The organism is Leptospira meyeri, assembly GCF_004368965.1.
In the GTDB taxonomy this organism is placed as follows: domain Bacteria; phylum Spirochaetota; class Leptospiria; order Leptospirales; family Leptospiraceae; genus Leptospira_A; species Leptospira_A meyeri.
Genome location: NZ_SORO01000010.1, coordinates 1 through 7,261, shown reverse-complemented (window position 1 = coordinate 7,261; position 7,261 = coordinate 1). Strand labels below are relative to the sequence as shown.

Sequence of the window (7,261 nt, the reverse complement as noted above, 5' to 3'; positions counted from 1 at the left end):
AAATAAGCTATTCAACAAGCTCTTAATCAATAGCTACATGACGTCGCATAACAGCGTCTTCCCGCTACGTTTCGGGACAAGCCCTCACTCGGCCTACGGCAAATTGTCCTTCTGTCACTCGCTCGCATGCGCAAGCTACGTGCCAGTCCCTAACGTCCCCTTCAGGGACTCAGGGGCGGACAACTTCGGGAAGACTAGTTCGTTATGCGCAATGCCAAATAAATCTATGAATCTAAGTTTTACTCGTAAAATGATATTAGATGAAGAAGTAAAAGATAAGGAAATTCTTACAGTTTTTATAAGATAGTATCTAAAGCCTATTTTCAATGAAAGAATGATTAAAATTAAATTTTTAAATTTTATACCAACTCAGATACTGTTTTCATCTTATAAATATGGAAATGCACATTGGACTTCCGATTTAGGAATAATTGAAGCCAATTCTTGGGAAAATGAAGATCAATTGATTGAAAATTCTTCCTTATCAAAACATTATTAATTTTCTTTTGAAAATTCCTCTGTTCCTATCAATTATGCCAAAAAAAATATTATTCCAGATTGTGCCGAAGCTCTACTTGATAACAATCTCCGTGAAAAAATTCTAAATTTAGTTTTAGAAAATAATAATTCTAAATCAAATAATTGGAATGATTTGATTTAGAATTATAGAAGGCTATCAGAAGAATTAATCAAAAATTTTTAAAATTAATCCGTATGTTTAATATTTCTTTTATTGCCGATTAAAGATTCAACTTTCGCTGAATTAATCCTTATGTTACACCTAAGGAAAGAAAATGAGAAAATTAATCCCCTTATTTACAATATTAAAATCTATTTCTATATTAATAATATTTAATTTTCTATTAACCTTATTATCAGTCGCACTTTTGGCTTGGATTGAAGACGGTGAGCATCCAATGACATTTGAATCTTTTGACCAAAGTTCAACAGAAATGTTAATTTTTGAATTTGCTGTTGAAGCGTTTCCGATTCTTTCAAGCTTAATATTTCCATATACAACAATATTTTTAGGTTTAATTTCACTAATTTTGTTACTAAGAAATCATAGAAAGAATAAAAATCTTTAGATTGTATTATAATTATCTATTTTCATTGGCACAGCGCATAACTGACGCTTGCCGTTCCGGGAGGGACAAGCCCTCCCTCCAGGCTCCGCCAAATTCCCCTCCGTCACGTCTCTTGCTTACGCAAAATCCGCGCCGACGCTAACGCCTACTACGTAGGCTCAGCTCCGGGGAACTTCGGCAAGCTAGTTACGTTATACGTCATTTTTTAAGCTAACATATGAACATACCAGCAAACCATAAAAAAGAATTAATTTCAATTGCATATATAACTGCCATTGCTGCACACGAAAACTATCTAGTCGTTGAGTTTATTCACGACTATGGAGTGGACATCACTCTTAAGGAATTAGATTCAAGAGTTACATTTGATGGGAAAAAAGAATACTTCCCAAACGGTAGAGAGGTAGATATTCAAATTAAAGCAATTAAAGAATCAAGATTTAATTCAAAAGCCGGTATTTTTAAGTACCCCCTCAAATCAAAAAACTACAATGACCTCTTCTCAAGACAAAACTCGAAGAAACCCCTAATTCTATTTCTGTTCGTATTACCCAATGAAGAAAAGGAATGGATATCTTTAAACAAGGAAGATTTAATGATAAGAAAAAATTGCTACTTTTTTATTCCAAACAATATTCCTATCAACACTTGCAAATATAACAAAACTATTGAAATATCAACCTCTAATAGACTTATTTCAAACACTATTAAAAATTTATTCGATCAACTATTGTAATCTTTATGAAAATACAACTATCAAAAATTAAGCATTTCCTAGAAGCGTTAGATTGGAAAGTTGAAGACTATCCCACAAAAAAAAATATTCTGACAAAGTATATAAACAAATCTAACGGGTTTGACAAAGGAAAAACTATCTTTATACCAAATGAAGAAAGCGGATCTGGATATGAAGAATATATAAAAAACATATTAAATATCTTATCCGAAACATATAGAACACACCCGAAAATCATCGAATATAATCTAAGATTTTTAAATCATCAAATATCTAGAGAGGAATTACTGAGAAGATTAGAATTACCAATTCTTTTGTTAAGTAAACGTACGCAAACCTTAGGGGATTATTATCTACTTATCGGATTAAAAAATGGTCTAAATAAACCAGAGTTCATAGAATACTTCATCCTAATAACCTATAATGATAAAAGCTTTTTTGGTGGAAAAAAAATCGATATTGAATCAGCGGTGTACCAGGTTTTTGATTATGAACCAAATTCCCATCACTTTAATGAAGCAATTAAAATGGGCATTAGACAAATAGAGCATATTGTCTTCAAAGAAATTTTCCCTCAAATCAATAGCTACTATTCAGATAAAGAATATTTAACCTACTTAAATTTAGAGCCTACAAACTTATTGGAACTCAATGTGATTATAAATAAAAATAAAGCATTTGCAGATTTCATTTATAATCATACTGAAAATGATTTAATAACTGATTTAATCGGAAAAATAAAAAACGACGTATAACAGCGACTAACCGCTTCGCTTCGGGACTTCGCCCTCGCTTGGGCTGCGCCACATAGGCTTCTGGCACTCCCCTTGCTTACGCAAGTGTCGTGGCCAGTCCCTAACGTCCCGTTCGGGACTCAGGGCCAGCCTACGTCGGTTAGTCTAGTTCGTTATACGACATAGCCTAAAAATCGATTCGGAATGAAAGATGAAATTATAGGAAAAATCAAAATGTGTTAAATTATTTCAAAATTAAATTCACATTGAATCTATCCGATTAAATTCATCCAAAATATTTAATTTTTTGATTGTAATTGATTATACAATGTTACTACATTGTTAATACAGGCTTAAAAATGTTAAAAAAACTTGTGCAACACGGAAATAGCTCCGCTTTGGTTATCGAAAAACCTATTCTTGAGCTACTTAAAATTGATCAAAATTCTACACTCGAAGTTACGACTGATGGTAAATCTTTAATTATTAAACCGATCGAGAAGAACTTATCTAAATCTTTAGAAAAGATTAATAAAGCTCACGGAAAAACTCTCAAAAAACTAGCCCAATAAATGCTGGATGATACTATTTTCCTTTCAATTGAGGACGTAATTCAAATACATAAAAACCAAATCGATTTGTATGGCGGAGCGGCGGATATTCGTGACTATGGACTCTTAGAATCGGCTATTCATCAACCAATGACGACTTTTGATGGTGAAAGTTTACATCCTTCTTTATTTGATAAAGCTGCAGCATACTTATACTATCTTTGCAAAAATCATCCTTTTTTGGATGGAAACAAAAGAGTGGCATTAGCCTCTACACTAGTATTTCTCGATATTAATGGATATGACCTCCTTGATCCAAATGAAATTCTCTATGATTTCGTTATTGGAGTTGCAGAAGGAAAATTCAAAATGGAAGAGATTAAAAATACTTTAGAATCTCTAGCAAATCTTAATATTTAAAAATAGGCTACGTCGTATAACAGCGACTTACCGCTACGCTTCGGCACAAGGCCTCGCTCGGTCTACGACACATTCCTCTCTGGCACTCCTCTTGCCTTCGCAAGCGTCGTTCCAGTCCCTAACGTCCCTTCGGGACTCAGGGTCGAGGAACGTCGTTAAGTCTAGTTCGTTATGCGACATTTGATAAATTTTGAGGTAAATATGAAAAATAACTTAATCACTTTCACATTGTTCATTTCCATTCTTTCTTCGGAAATGTATTCTCAGAACCTGGAATCAACGGACTCCACATTTCAATTACCATCACTAATATTTCAAAATAGTAAAGGTAATAATATTAAATCCGATGCTGATGGTTTTGTAACAAAAATTATAAAAAACAAAGATGATAGATTTATAGTTTTTATTAAAACTAATAGTACATTTTACTTTAAAAATAGTGAATTAACCGAAAGTTACGATTTAATCTATGGAAATCTAGCCACAGTTTTTGTTAAAGATAATGAAAAGATCAGATATGGAACAGCTATCGGATCCTGTGATCCGGAATGCTTTGTCACATCAAGTTTTGATAAATTGTCTCCGTTTCCAATTCGGTTGTCACAAAGAAAAGCGCTAAAATTCGACAATTTTTTCTTTTTTACCCCAGATTGGATCAATAGAAATAATACTAACTTCTTGTCTTTTAGAATTAATTCATCACTTCAAAACTTTCTAAATAACTATTTTAAACGATGGAAAGATGAAAATGATGAGCCTAGCGATTTTACTATTTTCCATACCAACTCTATTGACAGAATTAGATTCCAAATCACACTTTCTGAATACCCAACTGATACCATCAGAACAGAAGGATTATTACAAACCGAACAGCAAATTTATTCCACATCAAATCTATTCTTTTCAGAAAATGTTATTACTAAATTCAAAATTTCCGGTTATTCGCCAGTTATTTTTTGGCAAAAAAACTATGATAAATATCTAAAAGAAGAATATAAATTAAATTCTCCTTTATTTATCTATGGAAGCGTTACAACTATTGATCATATAAACAAGAGAATATATATCTGTGCTAGAGATTTTACACAAATTGATGACGAAAAAGTTATTAAAGATCGAATAGCTGAGTATAAAAATCTTTAAAATCAAACGTCGCATAACAGCGGGGAAACGCTTCGCTGCGGGACTTACGCCCTTGCTCGGTCTACGACACATTGTCCTCCGTCACGCTTCTCGCTCCGCAAGAAGACGCGCCGACGCTAACGCCTTCTTCGAAGGCTCAGCTACGGACAACGTCGTCTCCCCTAATTCGTTATGCGCAATAATATTAAAAAAATCTTAAACACATGAAAAAATATATTAATAAACAAAATGTAATTTTAGCTATTGGATTAATCCTAAATTTCTTAGAATCTATAATGAAATATGATGGATATAAAGTAGCGTTTTCAAATCTAATTAACCTACGCTTAATGACTGAGTATTTCTTTATAAATATTTCAGTTGGCCTATTCTTCATACTTTCAGCTTTATTAATTATAAAAGTAACAAAGAGACACTTAAATCGTTACAATATATTCGTTTATTCATTTTTCATTTTAACAACATATAACTTTATTACTTTCGAAAAATTAGCCAAAGTAGATGCTAAGCTTGATAATGGAGTTTTAAAAATAGAAAATAATATTTCCGTAGTATTTCCAGGAAGTGAGATCGAAAATAAAGATTTTACGGAAAAAAAACCTACAGTATCGCACTATCAATTCAAATCCAAAAACTTTTACTATAATGCATTTCTTTCCAGAACTACTAATGCTTACTATTCAGAGGCTCAAACATTAGACCAATTCTACCCATATTTTAAGAAAACGTTAAGTACGAATAATCAAATTGTCCTGAAAGAGAATGTCGATTTTAAAAATGGAATAGTTATTTGCACATTGGAAACAGGCATGAATGGCACATTAAATTATTACAAAATAATTAATAAGGACGGAATATATATTATTCTAAACTCAAATCAAAATTTTGAACATAATTTCTTCAATGTCAGCCTATAAAAATATTACTGCGCATAACAGCGGGGAAACGCGTCGCTTCGGCACCAGGCCTCGCTTGGGCTACGCCACATTCCTCTCCGTCACGCTTCTCGCTAAGCAAGAAGACGCGCCGACGCTAACGCCTCTGCGAGGCTCAGCTACGAGGAACGTCGTCTCCCCTAGTTCGTTAGCCGCAATAGATTTAAAAAAAGGATATTAATATGACAGATAATGAATTAATTCCAAGCCCTGATGTTCAATTGGTCATCGATTCAAATGTTCCCGATTATCTTAATAAAATTCGACCAGAATGGAAATCCAGAGATTTAATTCAAAGGGTAAATAAGTTAATTAAAATAGATCCAAGTAGTGCATGTCAAAGGTTGCTAAACGCTGCTATGCATGACTTGAAAGAAAAGATAAAATTATCTGGCCAAGACATCATTAAGGAAGCAACTCTACAGTACAAATTACCACCTATAACAAGATTAGATGATTTAGAAAATTATAGTACTTTAAACATTATTCATTTATCATATAGGATTGGACTACTGTCTCATCCCGAATATCGAAGAATTTTAAGATGTTACGAAATTAGAAAAGATTTAGAACATGAAGATTCTGAATACGAGGCAGGTGTAGAAGACTGTCTATATATTTTTAAAACCTGTGTTGATGTCGTATTATCGAAAGATCCAATTAAAATTTTGAGCGTAAATGATATAAAAGAATTAATCGAAAGTCCAAAATTTGTAACTTTAAATAATACATTCTTAACAGATTTTGAACATGCTCCACAAGTAAGACAAATTGAAATTTTAAAAAACCTTATTAATATTAACAAAGATGAAAAAAAACCTGAAATCGTGCGAGAAAATGCTATCAACGGTATTTTTCTTTTAAGTCAACGAATGCATCCACACGCAATTATTGAGGTAGCAAAGTATTTCGAAGAGATACTAGGTAGAAAGAATATGGATTTTAACCTAGCAAAAATTGCCCTCAATGCTAAGCTATTCCCATATTTGACCAAGGCAAGAAAACAGGATTTTTTTGAGGATTTCTTTAAACTCTTTGAATCAACCGGATTTGAATGGGGTAATTTCAAAAAACATGGAGAACTATTAAGAAATTTTCAAGAAGTTGGAGGCTTAGAATTTGTACCGGATGAACTACAGGAAAAGTATGTAAAATGGCTAATTCTATGCTACGTAGGTGAAAGTGGAGGTTACGGATTTCATGGATCCGGACGAAAAGTTTTCTACAGTAACACGGGTGCACCTGTGTGTCTAGAAATTATGGAAAAGAATAAAGATATCGTCCTAAATAATATTAAAAAATCGAAATTAGTTCAAAATTCCATCAAAACTAGATTCACTAACAGCTATGTAGCACGGCGATATGAAAATCTCTTAGATGTATTAGATACTAATGATTAAATCTACTGCGGCTAACAGCGACTTACCGCTACGCTTCGGCACTAGGCCTCGCTCGGGCTACGCCAAATTGTCCTCCTGTCACTCGTTTGCATCCGCAAACTACGTGCCAGTCCCTAACGTCCCGTTTCCGGGACTCAGGGTCGGACAACTTCGGTAAGTCTAGTTCGTTAGTCGCAATGCAGAATAAAATGTTCAAAAACGTTAATCAATATATTTTAGAAAACAAAATTACTGAATTAATAGAAGATTATAAA

8 protein-coding genes are annotated in these 7,261 nt (G+C 33.1%); all 8 read left to right on the top strand.

Annotated features, from left to right (window positions below; genetic code table 11):
- The first annotated feature begins 794 nt into the window (after positions 1–794).
- The 8 genes from CLV96_RS19655 to CLV96_RS19615 all read left to right on the top strand — a co-directional run bounded on the left by CLV96_RS19655 (position 795) and on the right by CLV96_RS19615 (position 7,007).
- The gene (locus CLV96_RS19655; protein WP_040917413.1) at positions 795–1,088 is read left to right on the top strand and encodes a hypothetical protein; all 294 of its coding nucleotides are present in this window, start codon (positions 795–797) and stop codon (positions 1,086–1,088) included.
- A 217-nt stretch (positions 1,089–1,305) separates the two neighbouring features.
- On the top strand, positions 1,306–1,824 hold the full coding sequence (locus CLV96_RS19650) for a DUF4365 domain-containing protein (protein WP_004787818.1): 519 nt from the start codon (positions 1,306–1,308) through the stop codon (positions 1,822–1,824).
- Positions 1,825–1,829: 5 nt separating this feature from the next.
- Entirely contained in the window at positions 1,830–2,579 is a 750-nt protein-coding gene (locus CLV96_RS19645) for a hypothetical protein (protein WP_004787820.1), read from the top strand.
- A gap of 338 nt (positions 2,580–2,917) precedes the next feature.
- On the top strand, positions 2,918–3,130 hold the full coding sequence (locus CLV96_RS19640) for an AbrB/MazE/SpoVT family DNA-binding domain-containing protein (RefSeq protein ID WP_039927731.1): 213 nt from the start codon (positions 2,918–2,920) through the stop codon (positions 3,128–3,130).
- Entirely contained in the window at positions 3,131–3,529 is a 399-nt protein-coding gene (locus CLV96_RS19635) for a type II toxin-antitoxin system death-on-curing family toxin (protein ID WP_004787802.1), read from the top strand.
- 201 nt (positions 3,530–3,730) lie between these two features.
- Entirely contained in the window at positions 3,731–4,672 is a 942-nt protein-coding gene (locus CLV96_RS19630; protein WP_004787810.1) for a hypothetical protein, read from the top strand.
- A gap of 203 nt (positions 4,673–4,875) precedes the next feature.
- Positions 4,876–5,589: a hypothetical protein gene (locus tag CLV96_RS19625; protein ID WP_004787816.1), complete on the top strand. Its 714-nt coding sequence runs from the start codon at positions 4,876–4,878 to the stop codon at positions 5,587–5,589.
- Positions 5,590–5,789: 200 nt separating this feature from the next.
- Positions 5,790–7,007, top strand: a complete 1,218-nt coding sequence (locus tag CLV96_RS19615) for a hypothetical protein (protein WP_004787827.1) — start codon at positions 5,790–5,792, stop codon at positions 7,005–7,007.
- The last annotated feature ends 254 nt before the right edge of the window (positions 7,008–7,261 follow it).